This window comes from Knoellia sp. AC549, from assembly GCF_979258975.1.
Window position 1 is genome coordinate 955,200 of record NZ_OZ409890.1, and the last position, 17,390, is coordinate 972,589.

At 70.6% G+C, this 17,390-nt stretch carries 18 protein-coding genes and 1 pseudogene; 6 read left to right on the forward strand and 13 right to left on the reverse strand.

Going from position 1 to position 17,390, the window contains the following annotated elements:
• The 6 genes from ACZZ98_RS04655 to ACZZ98_RS04680 all read right to left on the reverse strand — a co-directional run bounded on the left by ACZZ98_RS04655 (position 1) and on the right by ACZZ98_RS04680 (position 5,029).
• Positions 1-951: a proline dehydrogenase family protein gene (locus ACZZ98_RS04655; RefSeq protein ID WP_463515147.1), complete on the reverse strand. Its 951-nt coding sequence runs from the start codon at positions 949-951 to the stop codon at positions 1-3.
• Positions 952-1,023: 72 nt separating this feature from the next.
• Positions 1,024-1,758, reverse strand: coding sequence for an ABC transporter permease (locus ACZZ98_RS04660; RefSeq protein ID WP_463515148.1), 735 nt, complete (start codon positions 1,756-1,758; stop codon positions 1,024-1,026).
• Positions 1,755-2,552: an ABC transporter ATP-binding protein gene (locus ACZZ98_RS04665; RefSeq protein ID WP_463515150.1), complete on the reverse strand. Its 798-nt coding sequence runs from the start codon at positions 2,550-2,552 to the stop codon at positions 1,755-1,757. Before ACZZ98_RS04665 ends, ACZZ98_RS04660 begins: the two co-directional genes overlap by 4 nt.
• An 85-nt stretch (positions 2,553-2,637) precedes the next feature.
• The gene (locus ACZZ98_RS04670; protein WP_463515151.1) at positions 2,638-3,252 is read right to left on the reverse strand and encodes a TetR/AcrR family transcriptional regulator; all 615 of its coding nucleotides are present in this window, start codon (positions 3,250-3,252) and stop codon (positions 2,638-2,640) included.
• Positions 3,249-4,103, reverse strand: a complete 855-nt coding sequence (locus tag ACZZ98_RS04675; protein WP_463515152.1) for a sugar phosphate isomerase/epimerase family protein — start codon at positions 4,101-4,103, stop codon at positions 3,249-3,251. The genes ACZZ98_RS04670 and ACZZ98_RS04675 overlap by 4 nt, the downstream gene beginning before the upstream one ends.
• Complete coding sequence (locus tag ACZZ98_RS04680) at positions 4,103-5,029, reverse strand: Ppx/GppA family phosphatase (protein WP_463515153.1); 927 nt, start codon at positions 5,027-5,029, stop codon at positions 4,103-4,105. Before ACZZ98_RS04680 ends, ACZZ98_RS04675 begins: the two co-directional genes overlap by 1 nt.
• Positions 5,030-5,069: 40 nt before the next feature.
• Between ACZZ98_RS04680 and ACZZ98_RS04685 the strand changes: the two genes are divergently transcribed.
• Positions 5,070-5,885, forward strand: a complete 816-nt coding sequence (locus ACZZ98_RS04685) for a hypothetical protein (protein ID WP_463515154.1) — start codon at positions 5,070-5,072, stop codon at positions 5,883-5,885.
• Positions 5,886-5,963: 78 nt separating this feature from the next.
• On the opposite strand, the pseudogene nadC reads toward ACZZ98_RS04685, so the two are convergent.
• The 7 genes and pseudogenes from nadC to ACZZ98_RS04720 form a co-directional block, all read right to left on the reverse strand.
• Positions 5,964-6,855 (reverse strand): annotated as a pseudogene (gene nadC / locus ACZZ98_RS04690) (carboxylating nicotinate-nucleotide diphosphorylase).
• Positions 6,852-8,549 (reverse strand): L-aspartate oxidase, encoded by a 1,698-nt coding sequence (locus ACZZ98_RS04695; RefSeq protein WP_463515155.1) that lies wholly within the window; start codon positions 8,547-8,549, stop codon positions 6,852-6,854. The pseudogene nadC and the gene ACZZ98_RS04695 overlap by 4 nt, the downstream one beginning before the upstream one ends.
• Positions 8,550-8,590: 41 nt before the next feature.
• Positions 8,591-9,016 carry an aspartate 1-decarboxylase gene (gene panD, locus ACZZ98_RS04700; protein ID WP_463517721.1) on the reverse strand — a complete coding sequence of 142 codons (426 nt, stop codon included), beginning with the start codon at positions 9,014-9,016 and terminating at the stop codon, positions 8,591-8,593.
• Positions 9,016-10,002, reverse strand: coding sequence for a pantoate--beta-alanine ligase (gene panC / locus ACZZ98_RS04705; RefSeq protein WP_463515156.1), 987 nt, complete (start codon positions 10,000-10,002; stop codon positions 9,016-9,018). Before panC ends, panD begins: the two co-directional genes overlap by 1 nt.
• Positions 9,999-10,886, reverse strand: coding sequence for a Rossmann-like and DUF2520 domain-containing protein (locus ACZZ98_RS04710; protein WP_463515157.1), 888 nt, complete (start codon positions 10,884-10,886; stop codon positions 9,999-10,001). The genes panC and ACZZ98_RS04710 overlap by 4 nt, the downstream gene beginning before the upstream one ends.
• 55 nt (positions 10,887-10,941) lie before the next feature.
• Positions 10,942-11,844: a hypothetical protein gene (locus tag ACZZ98_RS04715; protein WP_463515158.1), complete on the reverse strand. Its 903-nt coding sequence runs from the start codon at positions 11,842-11,844 to the stop codon at positions 10,942-10,944.
• A gap of 138 nt (positions 11,845-11,982) precedes the next feature.
• Positions 11,983-12,495: an FBP domain-containing protein gene (locus ACZZ98_RS04720; RefSeq protein WP_463515159.1), complete on the reverse strand. Its 513-nt coding sequence runs from the start codon at positions 12,493-12,495 to the stop codon at positions 11,983-11,985.
• A 64-nt stretch (positions 12,496-12,559) separates the two neighbouring features.
• Between ACZZ98_RS04720 and ACZZ98_RS04725 the strand changes: the two genes are divergently transcribed.
• The 5 genes from ACZZ98_RS04725 (at position 12,560) to ACZZ98_RS04745 (ending at position 17,367) form a co-directional block, all read left to right on the forward strand.
• Positions 12,560-13,510 (forward strand): SAM-dependent methyltransferase, encoded by a 951-nt coding sequence (locus tag ACZZ98_RS04725; RefSeq protein WP_463515160.1) that lies wholly within the window; start codon positions 12,560-12,562, stop codon positions 13,508-13,510.
• Positions 13,503-14,681, forward strand: coding sequence for an NADH-quinone oxidoreductase subunit D (locus tag ACZZ98_RS04730; protein WP_463515161.1), 1,179 nt, complete (start codon positions 13,503-13,505; stop codon positions 14,679-14,681). Before ACZZ98_RS04725 ends, ACZZ98_RS04730 begins: the two co-directional genes overlap by 8 nt.
• Positions 14,682-14,803: 122 nt before the next feature.
• Positions 14,804-15,541, forward strand: a complete 738-nt coding sequence (locus ACZZ98_RS04735) for a hypothetical protein (RefSeq protein WP_463515162.1) — start codon at positions 14,804-14,806, stop codon at positions 15,539-15,541.
• A gap of 616 nt (positions 15,542-16,157) precedes the next feature.
• Positions 16,158-16,607, forward strand: coding sequence for a hypothetical protein (locus ACZZ98_RS04740; RefSeq protein WP_463515163.1), 450 nt, complete (start codon positions 16,158-16,160; stop codon positions 16,605-16,607).
• A complete protein-coding gene (locus ACZZ98_RS04745; RefSeq protein WP_463515164.1) occupies positions 16,588-17,367 on the forward strand; it encodes a class F sortase in 780 nt (259 codons plus the stop codon). Before ACZZ98_RS04740 ends, ACZZ98_RS04745 begins: the two co-directional genes overlap by 20 nt.
• Positions 17,368-17,390: the final 23 nt, after the last annotated feature.

Here is a 17,390-nt window from a genome sequence, read left to right on the forward strand (position 1 = left end):
TCAGCCCTTGGTGACGAGACTGCGCAGGAAGAACTGGAGGTTGGCGGGGCGCTCGGCCATCCGGCGCATGAGGTAGCCGTACCACTCCTCGCCGAACGGCACGTAGACGCGCATCTGGTGCCCGCGGTCGGCAATCCGGGTCTGCTCGTCGGGGCGGATGCCGTAGAGCATCTGGAACTCGTAGGAGTCGGGTTCGCGGCCGTGCCGGCTGGCGAGCGCCCGGGCGATGTCGATGAGCCGCGGGTCGTGGCTCGCGATCATCGGGTAGCCGTCCCCGGCCATGAGCACCTTGAGGCAGCGCACATACGACAGGTCGACGTCCTGCGCGTCCTGGTAGGCGACGGAGGCCGGCTCCTTGTAGGCGCCCTTGCAGAGGCGGACCCGACTGCCCGCAGTGGCGAGGTCGCGGCAGTCGGACTCGGTGCGGTGGAGGTAGGACTGGACCACGGCGCCGGTGTCGGGGAAGTCCTGGCGCAGCTCGGCGAGGATCGACAGCGTCGAGTCGGTGGTCGTGTGGTCCTCCATGTCGAGCGTGACCGTCGTGTCGGCGTCCTTGGCGATCTCGCAGATACGGCGCGCGTTGTCGAGGGCGATCTGCTCGCCGTCCTGCGGGAGCGCCTGGCCCACGGCGCTGAGCTTGACGCTGACCTCGGCCGCTCCGAACTGCGACAGGTCGCGAGCCTTGAGCGCCCGGAGAAGGCCGACATAGGTGTCGACGGTGTGCGCGGCCTGACCGGCGTCCAGCGTGTCCTCGCCGAGGTAGTCGATCGTCACCATCCGGTTCGTCGCGCGCAGCTCGGCCGCGGCGCCCACGGCGTCGGCGACGTCGGTGCCGGGCACATAGCGCTGCACGACGGAGCGGCTCACCGGCGCCTTCTCGATCGTGGTGCGCACGAGAGAGGAGTCGGACAGGTGCAGAAGGCTGGATCGGAGCAGGTCAGAGGCATCCACGAGCGTCAGGTTATCCGCTGCGCGGGAGTGCTCGAGACGGGTATGCCGTCCGCTCACCTTCGCGCTTTCGCCTCACGGCGTGCGGCGGCGCAGGGTGAGGCTGCCGAGGGCGAGGGCCAGAACGATGGCGCCGACGATGACTGCGAGGTCGCTCGAGACGTCAGCCAACGGGTCGGGAACCGCAGCGATCGTGCGCATCGCGTCCACGGCATACGAGAGGGGGAGGAAGTCCGAGATCGCGGACAGGACCGACGGCAGCGAGTCCCGCGGCACGAGGAGCCCACAGAGCAGGAACTGCGGGAGGACGAACGCCGGCATGAACTGCACGGCCTGGAACTCCGTGGACGCGAAGCCGCTCACGAGCAGGCCGAGGGCCGTGCCGAGGAGCGCATCGCAGACCGCCACGACGACGAGCAGCCACGTGGGGCCGGCGACGTCGAGACCGCAGACCCACACCGCGAATCCGGTTGCCACGACGGCCTGCACGACAGCCATGACTCCGAAGGCGAGGGCATAGCCGAGCATGAAGTCGCCCTTGCCGAGCGGGGTGGTGAGGAGTCGCTCCAACGTGCCCGACGTGCGCTCGCGCAGGGTCGCAACGCTGGTGACGATGAACATCACGACGAACGGGAAGACCCCCAGGAGCGCGGCGCCGGTGCGGTCGAAGACCGGCGTGCCGTCGAAGATCCAGGCGAGCAAACCGACGAGGACGCACGGCACGACGAGCATCATCGCGATGGTCCGGTGGTCGGCCCGCAGCTGGCGCAGGATGCGTGCGGCGGTGGCGAGGGTGATGCTCGGGTTCATGGGCGGTCTCCGGTCTCGTGCCGACCTGTGTATGCCGGATTGTCCGGTCGCGCGTCCGGCGCGCGTCCGCTCGCCCGGTCGACGAGTGCCAGGAACGCCTGCTCGGCGTCGGTGGTCCCCGTGTGGTCGAGCAGCTCGGGCAGCGTGGAGTCGCTCAGGATCTCGCCCTCGCGCAGGAGCAGCAGCCGGTCACAGCGCGTGGCCTCGTCCATGACGTGGCTCGAGACGAGCAGGGTGCGCCCCTCCTCGTGGGCGAGTCGGCGGAAGAGGTCCCAGAGGTCACGCCGGAGCACGGGGTCGAGGCCGACGGTCGGCTCGTCGAGGACGAGCAGCTCGGGGTCGCCGACGAGCGCGGCGGCGAGGGAGACGCGCGAGCGCTGCCCACCGGAGAGGTTGCCGACCGAGGCGTCCGCGTGGCTGGTGAGGTCGACCGACTCGATGGCGCGGTCGACCGCGCCCGGCTGCGCGCCGAGGACCTTGGCGAAGTAGGCGAGGTTGTGGCGCACCGAGAGGTCGGCGTAGACGCTCGGCGACTGGGTGACGTAGCCGACGCGATGGCGCAGCCCGGGACTGCCGGCCGGCTCGCCGAGCACGGTGACGGTGCCGGAGGCGACCCGCTGCACGCCGACGATGGCGCGCATGAGGGTCGACTTGCCCCCACCACTGGGGCCGAGGAGGCCGACGACCTGTCCGGCGGGCACGACGAGGCTGAGGCCGGGCAGGACGTCGCGGTCACCGCGGACGACCCGCAGCTGCTCCACGACGACGGCGTCGGTGCTCTCGTTTTTCATCATGTGATGAATTTAGACCCACGGGGGCGACCGGCTCAACCCCCGGAGTCGGGCAGGGTGGACTGAGCAGTGCGGTCGTTGAGCAGGCTCAGCGGCTCGTGGGGACGAGGTGCCACTGGAGGGTCGGGCCGAGGACCGCGACGATCTCCTCCATCGTGGCGTCAGCGACCGCAGGCACCTTGACGACGTAGCGCAGCATCCCCATGCCCACGAGCTGGGCGGCGCCGAGCGCCACCCTCAGCTCGAGCGACTCCCCCGACGGAGGCGCCACGCCATCTCGTGGCTGCATCGTCTCCACGACCCGGCGGAGGACCTCCCGACCGACGAACTCACGCACCATCCGGGCGTGCTCCTCGTGAGCGGCAGCGGCGGCGAACATCGCCGCAAAACGCTCCCGGCCCTCGGGCGAGTCCCATGCGGTGAGGAAGGCCCGGGCGAGCGTCTCGCCGAGCTCTGACCGAGGGGCCGCAGCGATCTGTTCGACGAGGACGGCCGGGTTGGCGGGGAAGGCCATGACCTCGGCGAAGAGCTCGGTCTTGCCGTCGAAGTAGTGGTGCACGAGCTTGGGGTCGACCCCGGCCTCACGCGCGACACCCCGCAGCGACGTGCCGTCGTAGCCACGCTGCGCGAACTCGGACCGCGCCGCATCGATGATCGCTGCGCGAGTGTCCTCGCCTCCGGGCCGACGACCCCGGGGACTCACGACGCACCCCCGTCGTCAACACCCTCGTCCTCCGTGTCGACGGCGAGGGCCGAGGCGAGGTGGAGCCGACAGAACGCCAAGGACTCGGCCAGGGCGATCTCACGCTGGCTCACGGACAGTCGGCGAGTCGACACCTCGACGACGACGGCGCCACCAAAACCGCTGTGCACCAACACATCCAGCACCTCTGCGCAGGGTTGGGACCCTCGTCCCGGCACCAGGTGCTCGTCCCTCATGGACCCGAGCCCGTCGGCGAGGTGCAGATGGGCGAGGCGGGGGCCCAGCGCCTTGACCATCGCCAGGGCGTCCGAACCCGCGGTCGCGGTGTGGGACAGGTCGAGCGTCACGTGGTCGTAGGGCTGCGGCACCGGGTCCCAGTGCGGGAGGTAGGCCTCGATCTCTCGACCACCCACCCGCCACGGGAACATGTTCTCGACGGCCAGCGTGATGCCCGAGTCGTGCTCGCGCGTCGCGATGCCGTCGGTGAAGTCGCGGGCGTAGTCCTTCTGCCAGCGGAAGGGCGGGTGCAGCACCACCGTCTCCGCACCCACCTCGTGCGCCAGCTCCAGCGACCGGTCGACCTTGCCCCAGGCATCGACTCCGAAGATCCGCTGGCTGATGAGCAGGGTGGGCGCGTGGATGGAGACGATGGGTATGCCGTGGAGCTCGGACAGTGCGCGGAGTGCGCCCGCCTCCTGGGTCACCGGGTCGGTCCAGACCATCACCTCGACGGCGTCGTAGCCCAGACGCGCTGCGTGCTGGAAGGCTGCGGCGCAGTTCTCGGGATAGACCGACGCCGTGGAGAGGGCGACCGGGATGTCCGGGATGTCCACCGCGTCGAGGGCGTCCATCAGTGCATGCCGTCGAGCCTGCGCAGGATGATGCCCTCGCGCAGTGCCCACGGGCAGATCTCGAGGCGGTCGACACCGAGGAGGTCCATCGTGGCGGACGCCACGATCCCGCCCGCGAGGAGCTGATGGGCCCGCGACGCGGAGACTCCCGGGAGTGAGCTGCGCTGTGCCGCAGTCATTTTGGCGATCTTGGGCAGGATCGCGTCGAGAGCGGCACGCTCGAGGGAGCGGGCGGCATACATGCCCTCCGAGCTCGGGGCGGCTCCCGTGATTCGGGCGAGGGAACGCATCGTCTTGGAGGTTCCGACGACGCGGTCCGGCGTGGTCGCCTTGGTGAGGGGGCGCAGCTCGCGGGCGATGGTGGCCCGCACGTGCTTGCGGGCGGCGCGGACGGCCTCGACCCCGGGAGGGTCGCCGAGCAGGTGGTCGCGGGTGACGCGCCCGGCCCCGAGGGGCAGTGAGATGGCGACGTCGGGATCCTCGTCCACTCCCTGGGCGATCTCGAGGGACCCCCCACCGATGTCGGCGACGAGCAGGGTCCCGGCCGACCAGCCGAACCACCGGCGCGCCGCGAGGAAGGTCAACCGCGCCTCGTCCTCGCCCGAGAGCACGTCGAGGACGATGCCGGTGCGTTCCTTGACGGCGGCGAGCACCTCGTCGCCGTTGGGGGCCTCGCGGATCGCGCTCGTGACGAAGCCCATGAGGTCCTCGGCGCCCTGGTCCTCGGCGACCGTGAGGCACTCCGCGACGAAGTCGGCCAGCTGCTCCCGCCCCGCGTCGTCGATCTCCCCCGTGTCCTTGACGTGCTCGGAGAGGCGGAGCTCTCGCTTGTGGGAGCTCGTGGGGAGCGGCTGGGCCCCCGTGTGGGCGTCGACGACGAGGAGATGCACGGTGTTGGAACCCACATCGATGACCCCGAGCCGCATGGTGCAACGGTAGTCGGCGTCACCGGCATAGGGTGACCGGGTGGCTGAGACTCCGCTCGACATCCCCCGGACCTGGGTGGAGTTCCCCGATCCCTCCGACTCCGGGCAGCGCTTCCGCTGCGACCTCACCTGGCTCACGTCGCGGTGGACCTGCATCTTCGGGTCGGGCTGTGAGGGCATCTATGCCGACCGCCCCGACGACGGGTGCTGCACCCTCGGCGCGCACTTCTCCGACGACGACGACCTGGCGCGGGTCGCCGCCGTCGTCGCCGAGCTGGGCGAGGACGAGTGGCAGCTGCGACCCGACCGCAAGAACCCCACCAAGATCTCGGCGTGGACCGAGCGCGAGGACGACGCCCGCAAGACCAAGGTCGTCGACGGCGCCTGCATCTTCCTCAACCGCCCCGGCTTCCCGGCCGGCGCCGGGTGCGCCCTCCACCAGCACGCCGTCCTCACCGGCAAGCCGCCACACACCCAGAAGCCCGACGTCTGCTGGCAGCTGCCGATCCGGCGGACCTTCCGCACCGTCGAGCACCCCGACGACACGAGCTACCTCGAGGTGTCGATCGGTGAGTATGACCGCCGGGGCTGGGGCCCGGGCGGGCACGACCTCGACTGGTACTGCTCGGGCAACCCCGACGCGCACGTGGGGGCGGAGCCGGTCTATCGGAGCAACCGCGCCGAGCTCGTCGAGCTGATGGGCCAGGGCGCGTACGACGAGCTGGTCGTGCGCTGCGAGGCGCACCTGGCCGCGGTCAAGGCGCTGCGCACGCCGGCTTCACGGCGGCTGCTGCCGCTCTTCGTCCACCCGGCAACGGTGGCCGCCGGAACCCCCGCCCTGCGCAAGGGCCACTGAACGACCGACTCACCCGTGCGTTCCCCACCCAATTCCCCCGATTCTCACCGTGAGTTTCGGGGGAATTGGGTGGCGAACTCACACGAGGTCGAGGGCCAGGTCGAGGATCGGGCTGGAGTGGGTCAGCCCACCGACGCTGAGGAAGTCGACGCCCGTCGCGGCATAGTCCGCTGCGACCTCGAGCGTCAGCCCACCGGTCGCCTCGAGCTCGACGGTCTCCCCCGTCGCGCGCACCGCCTCAACCGTTGCGCGCAGCAGGTCGGTGGACATGTTGTCGCACAAGAGGAATCGCGCACCGGCCTCGACCGACTCCAAGGCTTCGGCCGTCGTGGTCACCTCGACCTGGACCGGCACTTCCGGGAACTGCTGACGAACTGCGGCGTATGCCGCCGCGAGACTTCCGGCGGCCAGCTTGTGGTTGTCCTTGATCATGGCGACGTCGTGCAGCCCCATGCGCTTGTTGGTGCCGCCACCGGCGCGGACGGCGAACTTCTCCAGGGCCCGCAGACCCGGCGTCGTCTTGCGGGTGTCGAGCACCATGGCGCCCGAGCCCTCGAGGACGTCGGCCCAGCGTCGGGTGTGGGTGGCGATCCCGGACAGGCGGCAGAGGAGGTTGAGCAGGGTCCGCTCCCCCGTCAGGGTCACCCGGGTCGACCCGGAGAAGCTCGGCGACGACGTCACCGCGCCTGACCCGGTCACCGTCGGCGACCTTGACGTCGACGACCAGCGGCTCGGCGCCGAGACGGTCGGCGACCTCGCCCAGCGTCAGCCCGATGACGTCGACGCCCGCGATGACACCGTCCTCGCGAGCGACGACCGCAGCCCGCGTCGTCTGCGTCGCCGGGATCGTCGCGGTCGTCGTCACGTCGACGCCGTCCGGACCCCCGAGGTCCTCGTCGAGGGCGCCCGTCACGACGCGGCGGGCGTCCTGCAGGGGGAAGGCGAGGTCTGCTGAGGGGGACGAGCTCACGGCATACTCCGTTCGGTCACGGTGAGGGATCGGTCGGGTGCGACGACCACGCTCTGGCGGACGAGCCAGCGGGCGTCGTCGCGCTCCGGGAAGTCGCTGCGCACGTGGCCGCCGCGCGTCTCGGCACGGCGGTGGGCCAGCTCGGTGAGGACCTGGCCGAGGTGCAGGAGGTTGGTCGTCTCCCACGTCCTGGGGCCCGGCTCGGCCGTCGAGGGCGGGAGCGCGGCGAGGTCCGCGAGAGCCTGCGCAGTGGCAGCCGTCGACTCCGCCGATCGCACCGGACCCGACCCGGCCGTCATCGCTCGCTGCACGGTGAGTCGCTGCGAGCTGTCGAGGAGCGCCCCCGGGCCGGCGCCCTCGCCGCCCGCACGCATGGGCGTCGCCGGTCGCGGCTCGGGCAGCTCACCGTCGGCGATCCGCACAGGGATGTCTGAGGCGATCCGGCTCGCGAAGACCAGACCCTCGAGGAGGCTGTTGGACGCGAGGCGATTGGCGCCATGGACGCCGGTGCACGAGCACTCGCCGCACGCATAGAGCCCGGGCAGCGACGAGCGACCGCGCAGGTCGGTCGTGATGCCACCGGACGCGTAGTGCTGGGCGGGGGCCACCGGCAGCAGGTCGGTGGACGGGTCGAAGCCCAACGAACGACAGGACGCCACGATCGACGGGAACCGCTCCTCGAGGAACGTCGCTCCCAGGTGGCGGGCGTCGAGGAAGACGTGGTCGGTGCCCTGGTCGCGCATCGTCTCGAGGATGGCGCGGGCCACGACGTCGCGCGGCGCGAGGTCGGCGAGCTCGTGCCGCCCCTCCATGATCCGGTGCCCGGTCGCGTCCACGAGGAACGCGCCCTCGCCACGCACGGCCTCGGAGATGAGCGGCTGCTGCCCGGTCGAGCCCTCCCCGAGGAAGAGCACCGTCGGGTGGAACTGGATGAACTCGAGGTCGGTCATCCGGGCGCCCGCGCGCAGCGCTGCAGCCATGCCGTCGCCGGTCGCGACGGGAGGGTTCGTCGTGGAGGTGTAGATCTGACCCAGGCCACCCGTGGCCAGGACGACCGCGCGGGCGTATGCCGCACCGACACCGTCGAGCTGTCCCTCACCGATGACGTGGAGCGTGACTCCGTTGACCCGGCCGGCGCCGTCGTCGAGCAGGTCGACGACGAGGGCGTGCTCGACGACCTCGATGCCGGGGTCGTGGCGCACCCGGTCGAGGGCAGCGATGAGGGCGCGGGAGATCTCACGGCCCGTGGCGTCGCCGCCGGCGTGGGCGATGCGGTCCCGGTGGTGCCCACCCTCGCGAGTCAGCTTGATCTCGCCCTCGGCGTCCCGGTCGAACTCGGCGCCGAGCGCGACGAGCTGGCGCACCCGCCGCGGGCCCTCGGTGACGAGGGCCTCGACCGCCTCTCGTTCACACAGGCCCACGCCGGCCACGAGGGTGTCCTCGAGGTGCTCCTCGGGCGAGTCCTCCGGGTGCAGGGCGGCGGCGATGCCCCCCTGCGCCCATGCCGTCGAGCCCTCGTCCAGCACCGTCTTGGTGACCAGCAGGACGCGGTCGACGCGTTCCCGCAGGCGCAGTGCGCACGTCAGGCCGGCGATGCCCGAGCCGACCACGATGACATCGGCCGACGTCGTCCATCCGGGCGCCGGTGCGGCGAGCGCACGCGGCAGCCGGACGTTCACGGGAGCACCCGGCATACCGGGCTCTTGTCGATCGTCAGGACCCGCGGGGCGCGAGGTCACCCTTGCGAGCGCTTCGTCACGGCCGACGTCTTCAGCCCGAAGCCCTCGGGGACGTCACCACCGTCGTCGCCGACGTCGACGATCCTGTTGCTCTTGTCGACGAAGACCACGTGCGGGTCGTGGGCGCGTGCGTCCTCGTCGGACATCGACGCGTAGGCGATGATGATGACGGTGTCGCCGGGGCTGATGAGCCGGGCCGCCGCACCGTTGATGCAGACGATGCCGGAGCCACGTTCGCCCTCGATCGCATAGGTCGTCAGGCGATTGCCGTTGTCGACGTCGACGACGTCGACCTGCTGTCCCGGGAGGAGGTCCGCGGCCTCCATGAGGTCCATGTCGATCGTCAGCGAGCCGACGTAGTGCAGGTCGGCCTGGGTCACCGTCGCGCGGTGGATCTTGCTGTGCAGCATGTAGCGGTACATCACGAGGGCTCCTGGGTCGTGCCTGTGCTGATGCCGGTGGTGTCGGCCGGGCGAGCGGGGATGCCCGGGGTGGCGGGCTGCGAGAAGACGTCGAGTCTCCCACCCCCGGGGCCGACGAGGATCGGGGTGTTGTCGATGAGTCGGGTCGTGCCGACCCGGGCGGCGATGGCGAGCAGTGCCTCGCCGCGGTACCACTCAGGGACGTCCTGCAGCGTGGTCGGGTGGACGAGGACGAGGTAGTCGACGAGGGCGAGCGGCTCCTCGACGAGGACCTCGCGGGCGGCGCGGCGGATGGCGGACGGACCGTATGCCGCCGCGCCGGCTCCCGCGGTGAGCGCGCGGCTCAGGCAGAGGGCGACCTCGCGGTCGGAGTCGGTGAGATACATGTTGCGACTGCTCAGCGCCAGGCCGTCGTCCTCGCGCACGGTCGGCACGGACACCACCTCCACGGGGAAGTCGAGGTCGCGAGCCATGCGACGGATGAGCAGGAGCTGCTGGGCGTCCTTCTGCCCGAAGAACGCGCGGGTGGCCCCGGTGAGGTGGAGCAGCTTGCCGACGACGGTGAGGACCCCGTCGAAGTGCCCAGGGCGCGCCTTGCCCTCCAGGACGTCGCCGAGCGGGCCGGCTGAGACCCGCACACCGGGGTCGCCGTCGGGGTAGACGACGTCCGGCGTCGGCGCGAAGACGATGTCGACCCCCTCGGCCGTGGCGATCCGGAGGTCGTCGTCGAAGGTGCGCGGATAGCGCGACAGGTCCTCCTTGGGTCCGAACTGCAGGGGGTTGAGGAAGACCGTGAGGATGAGGTGGTCGGCCGAACGACGGGCCTCACGCAACAGCTGGGCATGACCCTCGTGGAGCGCGCCCATCGTCATGACGACGGCGACGTCCGTGCCCGAGAGCGCGGCCCGGGCATCCCGGAGCTCGTCACGAGTGCTCGCGACCACCGTTGCGGCAGTGGGAGTTTCGGTCACTTCGGCCTGGGTCACGAGGTCGGCTCCTGGTCGGCGAGGGTGTCGAGGAGTGGCTCGGCGGCCGACGGCCGCAGCCGCCCGCTCTCGAGCGCACGCACCGCGGTGGCTCGAGCCAGGGCGACGTAGGTCGTGCGGATCCCGGGTGAGATCCGCTCCAGCTCGCGAAGGTGCGTGTCCACGGTACTCACATCGCCACGGGCCACAGGGCCGGTGAGGGCTGCGTCACCGAGCCGCAGCGCGTTGTCGAGGGCAGCCCGCACGAGCGGTCCCAGGACAGCACGGGGCTGCTCGACACCGGCGGCGGCGAGGACCTCCATGGCCTCGGCGATGAGGGTGACGAGGTGGTTCGAGCCGTGGGCCAGGCCCGCGTGGTAGGCCGCCCGCTGGTCCTCCGCGACCCACACCGGCTCACCGCCCATCTCGACGACGAGCGCCTCGGCCATGGGCCGCAACGCGTCGGGGCCGGTGACGCCGAAGGCGCACTCGTCGAGCCGCCCGAGGTCGAGGGCAGTGCCCGTGAAGGTCATGGCCGGGTGGATCGCGACGGGGAGGATGTGCGAGGCGAGCGCCGGCCGGAGGATGTCCGTGCCGTACCGGCCGCTCGTGTGCACGACGATCTGCCCGGCCTGCCACGTGTCGGTCGCCGCCAGCCCGGAGACGAGCTCGGCGAGGGCGTCGTCCGGGACGGCCAGGAGCACCAGGTCGGCGCCGTCGATGACCCCGTGGATGTCCTTGACCGGAACTCCCGGAAGGAGAGCGTCCGCACGTTCACGGCTGGCCTCGCTCACGGCATACACGGCATGGACGCGGTGTCCGGCACGGGCGAGGGCGGCGCCCAGCACGGCGCCGACGCGACCGGCGCCAATGACACCGATGGAGAGGCGGGCGGGGTGCGTCACGCCCCAAACCTAAACCCCCCGCCGCGTGTGCCTGAGAACGAGGCATACGCCGCTCTCAGGCACACAAGACCGCCAATCCGAGACTCCGGAGGTCGGCCGCCAGCTCGAAAGGCTCGTCGCGGACCTCTCGGGCAGTACATCGCACGACAACCCGGCCCCGCCTCGTGATGCGCCGCTCCCTCTTGATGTCGCTCTCCCAGTGCTCCACCTCCATGTGGAATGCACCGTCGACCTCCAGGACGATCACGGTGCCGTCAGGCAGATCCCACTCGCAGTCGGTGTAGCGCCACCTGCCGCCTGAGTCCTTGCGCTTCTTCTGCCGGTCCGGCCTGGGCAGGCCGTAGTCGCGGCACATGCGAGTCACATCGATCTCGGCGAGGGAACCTGCGCCGCCCTCGATCTCGGCGAGCACTACCCGGAACCGCGGAGCCCGCTTCAACGGCTTCATCCGCTCCATCTGGTCGCGAAGCTTCGGCACAGTCGTCAGCCTCTGCTGGACCACCGCGGCGAGCAACCCCTGGGCCGTACGCGGGTGCGGTTCGTATGCCGCACACAACAGGGCCGCTGGCGCCACCCTCGCCATCGGCAGTTCGTGACCCTGGGAGTGCCACAGATCGAGCGGGCGCCGAGTCCTGAACCAGTCGATGCCTTCGAGCCGATCGAGATGCTCCTCGTCGTCAACCAGGATCGTGATGGCGTCCCGATGCCAGTTCTTGAGGCCGTGCAGCTCAAGTGCGGTGTACCCACCGACGATGGCTGGCGGACCGGCGTGCAGCACTCCCAGCCACGCACGTTGCTCTCGGGTGAGCTCACCGGTGAACGTGCTGACGACGACCGAGCTGCGCTCCACCCACCGCTCCGCAAGTAGATGCGTGAGCACGTGGTCCCACGTGAGTCCGAGGGCCCTCAGCTGACGGCGCGCCAGCAAGCCGTTCTGAGCCTTTGCCAGCCGGGTCACGTCGTCGGGAATCCGCCATCGGTTGAGCCTGCCGGAAAGCGACGAACCGGCCGGGGAGTCATCCACAGGCCCCGAAACTCCCGCCTCGTGTGCCTGAGAACGAGGTATACCCCGTTCTCGGGCACACGAGGCTCGGTTTCAGGCGGTGGCGAGGACCTCGGCGACGAACCTGGCCGCGCGGTGCCGGAGCCCCTCGATGCGGCGCTCGATGAACAGGTCTCGGTCAGCGGGGTCGTCGGAGCCGAGCTCGGTGAAGGTCGGCTTGCGTCGCACGTTGCTCGAGCAGACGAACTCGGTGCAGATCAGGGTGCCGATCGTGTCGCCCCTGCGACCCGCGGCACCACCGCGCTTGGCGACGTAGAGGCTGACGTCCTGGGTCTCGAGAGGGTCCTCGCACCAGGCGCAGATCGCGCTCCGCCGGCGACCTCCCAGCGCGGTCGCCGGTGGGGCGGCTCGCAGGATGATGCCCCTCGGGACGTCGTCGATGAGAGCCACCGCATAGCCGAGAGGTCGTTTGCCGTCGCGCCAGCCGAGGTACTCGAGGCGCTCCCAGTCGAGGCTGTCCACCTGGGGCAGGCTCGCCTGTGCCACCTCGCGCTTCGAGGCGTTGACGAAGCTGCTGCGGATCTCGTGCTCGGTCAGGGGTTTCACGTGCACCGAGTCTGCCTTCCGGCCACGTCGGATGCGAACGGATTACCTGTCATAGGTTGCGGGGGTGAGCCCTCGACCCTGGCGTGACGCGTGGTGGGACGCGCTCTATGGGCCGGGCGGTTTCTATCACCGAGCCGAAGGTCCCGCGAGGCACTTCACGACGTCGACCCACGGAATGCTGGGTGCGGTGCTCGCCGAGGTCGTCGCGAACCTTGCCGACCAAGCCGGCGTATGCCGCGTGGTCGACCTTGCCTGCGGGCGCGGCGAGCTGTTGGCCCACCTCCACAGCCTGCGACCCGATCTCGCGCTGCTGGGCGTCGACGTGGTCGAGCGTCCCCACGACCTCCCGACAGCCGTCGACTGGCTCCGCTCCCCCGGCGGTGCGGCGTTGCCCGGTGAGCTGCGGGACCTCGATGCCCTCGTCCTCGCCCATGAGTGGCTCGACGTCGTGCCGTGCACCATCGCCGAGGTCGACGACGACGGAGTCCTGCGTCAGGTCCTCGTCGACGAGGCGGGCACCGAGTCACTCGGCAGTGAGCCGAGCGACGCAGACTGCGCCTGGGCCGACACGTGGTGGCCGACCACCCGCCCGGGCGACCGCGTCGAGGTCGGCCTCAGTCGCGACCTGGCGTGGCGAGACCTGTTGTCCCGCAGCCGGACTGGCGTCACCATCGCCGTGGACTACGGTCACGTGAAGGTGACGCGACCCCTGGAAGGCACGCTCACGGCATACCGCGAAGGAACCCTGACCGACGTCGTCCCTGACGGGCAGCGGGACCTCACCGCCCACGTCGCCATGGACTCCCTCGGCGCCGACGAGGTCGTCTCGCAGCGCGACCTCTTCCACCGGTTCGGGCTCACCGCCGCGACGCCCGACCACGCGGGGGCCAGCACCGACCCGCTCGGCTACGTTCGGGCGCTCGGTCGAGCCTCGACGATCGCTGCCCTCACCGACCCGCACGGACTCGGCGGGTTCCACTGGGCGATGACGCGGCATACTCGAAGCCATGCCTGACACGCCGACCGGGACCCTGGAGATGCAGACGGTCGCCGTCGGCGCAGGCGGGCTCGCGACGGCCGACATGGTCCTCAACATCGGGCCGCAGCACCCGGCCACCCACGGCGTCCTGCGACTGCGCCTCACCCTCGACGGCGAGCGCATCGTCCACGCCGAGCCGATCATCGGCTACATGCACCGCGGCGCCGAGAAGCTCTTCGAGGTCCGCGACTACCGGCAGATCATCGTCCTCGCGAACCGGCACGACTGGCTCAGTGCCTTCAGCAACGAGCTCGGCGTGGTCCTCGCGGTCGAGGAGATGCTCGGCATGGAGGTGCCCGAGCGAGCGGTGTGGCTGCGGACGATGCTCGCCGAGCTCAACCGGGTCCTGTCGCACCTGATGTTCCTCGGGTCCTACCCGCTCGAGCTCGGCGCGATCACTCCTGTCTTCTATGCGTTCCGCGAGCGCGAGGAGCTGCAGGCGGTCATGGAGGAGGCGTCCGGCGGACGGATGCACTACATGTTCAACCGCGTCGGCGGCCTCAAGGAGGACGTGCCTGCCGGCTGGCTCGGTCGCGTCGACTCCGCCGTCCAGGCCGTGCGCGGACGCCTGCCCGACCTCGAGTCGATGCTCGTCGGCAACGAGATCCTCAACGCCCGCACGCGCGGAGTCGGCGTCCTCGACCCCGCTACCGTGGCGGCATACGGTGTCTCGGGTCCGATCGCGCGCGCCTCGGGCGTCGACATCGACCTGCGTCGTGACCAGCCCTACCTCGCCTATGGCGAGCTGTTCGCCGAGGGCGGGCCCGGGCGCGTCGTGACCCGCACGGCCGGCGACTGCCTCTCGCGGCTCGAGGTGCTGCTCGAGCAGGTGCAGGTCAGCCTCGACCTCGTCGAGCACTGCCTGTCGGTGCTCGGTGCGCTCGCACCCGGACCGGTGAACCAGCGCCTCCCCAAGGTGCTCAAGGTCCCCGAGGGGGAGACCTATGTCGCGACCGAGAACCCGCTCGGCTTCAACGGCTACTTCCTCGTGTCGCGCGGCGAGAAGACCCCGTGGCGCCTCAAGCTGCGCTCGGCCTCGTTCAACAACGTGCAGGTGCTCACCGAGCTGTTGCCGGGAGCTCTCGTGTCCGACATGGTGGCGATCCTCGGGTCGACCTTCTTCGTCGTCGGTGACGTCGACAAGTAGCCCCGCCAAGGACTGCTGTCGTGCCGAGGCAACCTTTCGCGGTGCCAGCCCGTCATGATGGGTGAGCGCGCAGTCCGCCGCGCAGCACCTGCACCTGGTGCAACACCCTGGGGGGAACGTCCATGACTCGCTCGACCAGCACCGCCTGCCACCTCGGCGCCGCCTTCGGCCTGATCGCCGTGGCCCTCGGGCTCGGCGCCGCGCCGGCCGGGGCCGCATCCGGCAGCATCGCCTACACCTGCTCGATCCTCTCGTTCCACGGCGAGAACGACGGCCAGGAGGACGGCTTCACCATGACGGCGAGGCTCGACTCGGCCCTCGCCGACGACATGGAGGTGCCCGTCGGCACGACCGTGCGGCTCAGCCCGGTCCCGAGCCGGTTCACCTTCGACGCTCCGCTCGTCAGAGCGATGCGCGACCTCGGCGTTCCGGAAGGCACGGTCGCGGCGACCATGTCGAGCCGCATCGTGGAGCAGGACGCGGATGCGCCGACGCGATACACCGAGATGCCGTTCGACTTCACCGGTGGTGCGACCACGGTGCAGGGACGCGGCGAGGCGGAGGCCTACACCGTCAGGGAGACGGGGAGGCACACGTTCGCCGCCGGCAAGGTCACCATGGAGCTGTCGCACCGCGAAGGTTTTGCGCTCGGGTCGATCACCTGTCGGGTGGTCGAGGGTGAGGAGCCGGCCATCGACACCGTCGTCGGCGTCAACGGGCCCTCTCGTCCGACCGTCGTCCAGACAGATGCGGCACAGCCCTCCACCGACTCCGGTATGCCGTCCGCCCTCGTTCCCGGGGCCGCCCTGCTCGTGCTCGCAGCTGCCTCTCAGGCCCGACGCGCCTTCCGACGCAGCTGAGTCGGGTCCGACTTCTGTGCTTCGGATCGAGTCCTCCGGGCGCATTTCGGACACAAAGGCCCAACGTCCGGTATGTTTCGCGAACCTCCCTGTCTCGCGGGACCTCGTCCCGCCTCTCGTCCGAAAGACCTGACATGACCTCTGTTGCCCTGCGTCGCGTCTGCTTCGGTGCGCTCGCCGCCACCGCCGCTCTGTCCCTGACCCCGTCGGCCCAGGCCGCCAGCGGTGAGCTCACCTACACCTGCTCCGTCGAGGCATATGCCCTCGACGAGCTCGAAGAGTCCCCTCCGACCTCGAGGAGGACGTCGCTGAGGGTCTTGCGCAGGGCGAGTCGCTGTCCGAGGCCGCTGAGGGCGCACTTGGGGAGCTCGAATCCAGCGAGTCCGAGCCCGGGGACGAGCCCGCTGACGAGCCGGAGCCCATCTTCTCGGCCACGGGTCTCAAGCTCACTGCAACCTTCGACACCGCCATCAAGGACGGCGCCACGACGAGCGAGAGCCGCGACATCGCCCTCGACCCGGCCACCGCACGGCTCGAGCTCGCGCCTGAGTTCCGTCAGGTCCTGGTCGACCTTGACCTCGACCGCGCCGCAGCCAGCGCTTCACTCCTGGGCTATGTGCCTGAGACGGAGGAGTATCTCGGCCTCGACTTCCTCTTCGAGGAGCTGGACCTCTCTGGCCCGGCACTGACCTCCGACGAAAGCTTCGCTGAGGACGAGCTCGACATCGACGGCCCCGGCACTTACACCTACGAGGCCGGCGACATGTTCTTCTTCGCTGGCGATGACTTCGTCGTCGGCGAAGGAGATGACGCCGTCGTCGTCTTCGGCGACTGCGTCCTTGACGCGGACCAGGACGCTCAGATCGACCAGCTCGTCGTGACTGATGACAGTGCCCCTGCGCCCTCCCCGTCGCCGTCTCCGGTGCGCCCCGACGTCGTCCAGACCGACGCCGCCCAGCCGACGTCCCCGTCGTGGATCCCGCTCGCCGCAGCCGGCACGGGCTCGATCCTCGTGCTGGGTGCTGCCTCCGTGTTCGCTCGTCGCAGTGCCGCAGCTCGCCGCTGACCGACGCCGGCTGCTCGCTGCGACCGCGGCCGTCGTCGCCGCCGTCGCACTGCTCGTCTGGGGCCTGGCCTCTCGCGGCGGCTCTCCGGAGTCGCGCGAGGGTCAGGCCCCGGTCGCAAGCGCCCCGACGACACCCGCGCCCTCGGCCAGTCCCTCAGCCAGCCGGTCAGCCAGTCCCACCCTGACCCCGACGCCGACGCGCACCCCCTCCGCAGCTCCAACCCGCCCGAGACCGACCTCGACCCCTCGCCAGACCGCCGCGCCCACCTTCGGCCCGTCCACGGTCAAGCCCAGGGGTGAGCCGAAGCGGGTCGTCGTCGTCAGCACGAGCGGCGAGACCCTCGTCGACGCCGACCTCGTCCCCAGCCGACTGGACGACGAGGGCGTGCTCGCACCGCCGTTCGGGGTCGCCGGCTGGTATGCCGAGCAGGGCTGGGCCAAACCCGGCTGGCCCGGCGCCTCGATCCTCGCAGGACACATCAACCGTCGCTCCCCCAAGCTCGAGCTCGACACCTTCGGCCACCTCACCAAGGTGCGCAGCGGCGACCGGATCACCGTCGTCTACACCTCGGGCCAGTCGGTGACCTTCAAGGCCACCCGGTCCAAGGCGCTGTCGAAGAAGGCCGTCCCGCAGGATGACACGATCTGGGACGCCGGCAACCCCGAGCCATTGCTGCGGCTCATCACGTGCGACCCCACGACTCCCGTCCAGGGTGGCCACTACAAGGGCAACTGGGTCGTCTGGGCCTCACTGGCCTGACGCCCGGCTGCAAGAACGCGACC